Origin of the sequence: Cognatishimia sp. F0-27 (genome assembly GCF_020667845.1) — a bacterium.
Taxonomy (GTDB): domain Bacteria; phylum Pseudomonadota; class Alphaproteobacteria; order Rhodobacterales; family Rhodobacteraceae; genus JAFMPQ01.
In genome coordinates this window covers 1-438 of sequence record NZ_JAFMPQ010000112.1, presented here as the reverse complement: position 1 = coordinate 438, position 438 = coordinate 1, and the positions used below count along the sequence as shown (strand labels likewise).

Sequence of the window (438 nt, the reverse complement as noted above, 5' to 3'; positions counted from 1 at the left end):
GCTGTCCACGCCCTCGCCCGCAGCCAGGGTGTCGTCCCCGTCTCCGCCGATGAGGGTGTCGTTGCCGAACCCGGTGGTGATGCTGTCATTGCCCGAACCGCCATCGACGAAGGCATCGTTCTCCGAGATGGCCACAGGTGAGGTGAGCGCCAGAATGTCGTTGCCGGATCCGCCAATCACCTCGGCGCGCTCGAACCCGGAATAGCTCAGCGCGGCCGTGGCGTTGTTCTCGCCAACGATCTGCCCGTTGACCCGTTGAATGTCTTCCGTGAAGGCGCTCAGGTCGAGACGCAGCACATCGATGGCCGAACCGGCGCCCCCGCGGATCTCGCCATTGAAGACGTCCTCGTCATAGAGGACGACCTCGACGCGGTCAGCGCCCGTCCCGCCGTAATAGATAAGCTCTTCGATGCCATCAAATTGCAGGCCGTCATTGAG

1 protein-coding gene is annotated in these 438 nt (G+C 63.2%); it reads right to left on the bottom strand.

The features are described from left to right. A partial coding sequence (locus J1C49_RS21560) for a calcium-binding protein (RefSeq protein ID WP_370639452.1) occupies positions 1-438 on the bottom strand: 438 nt, incomplete at both ends.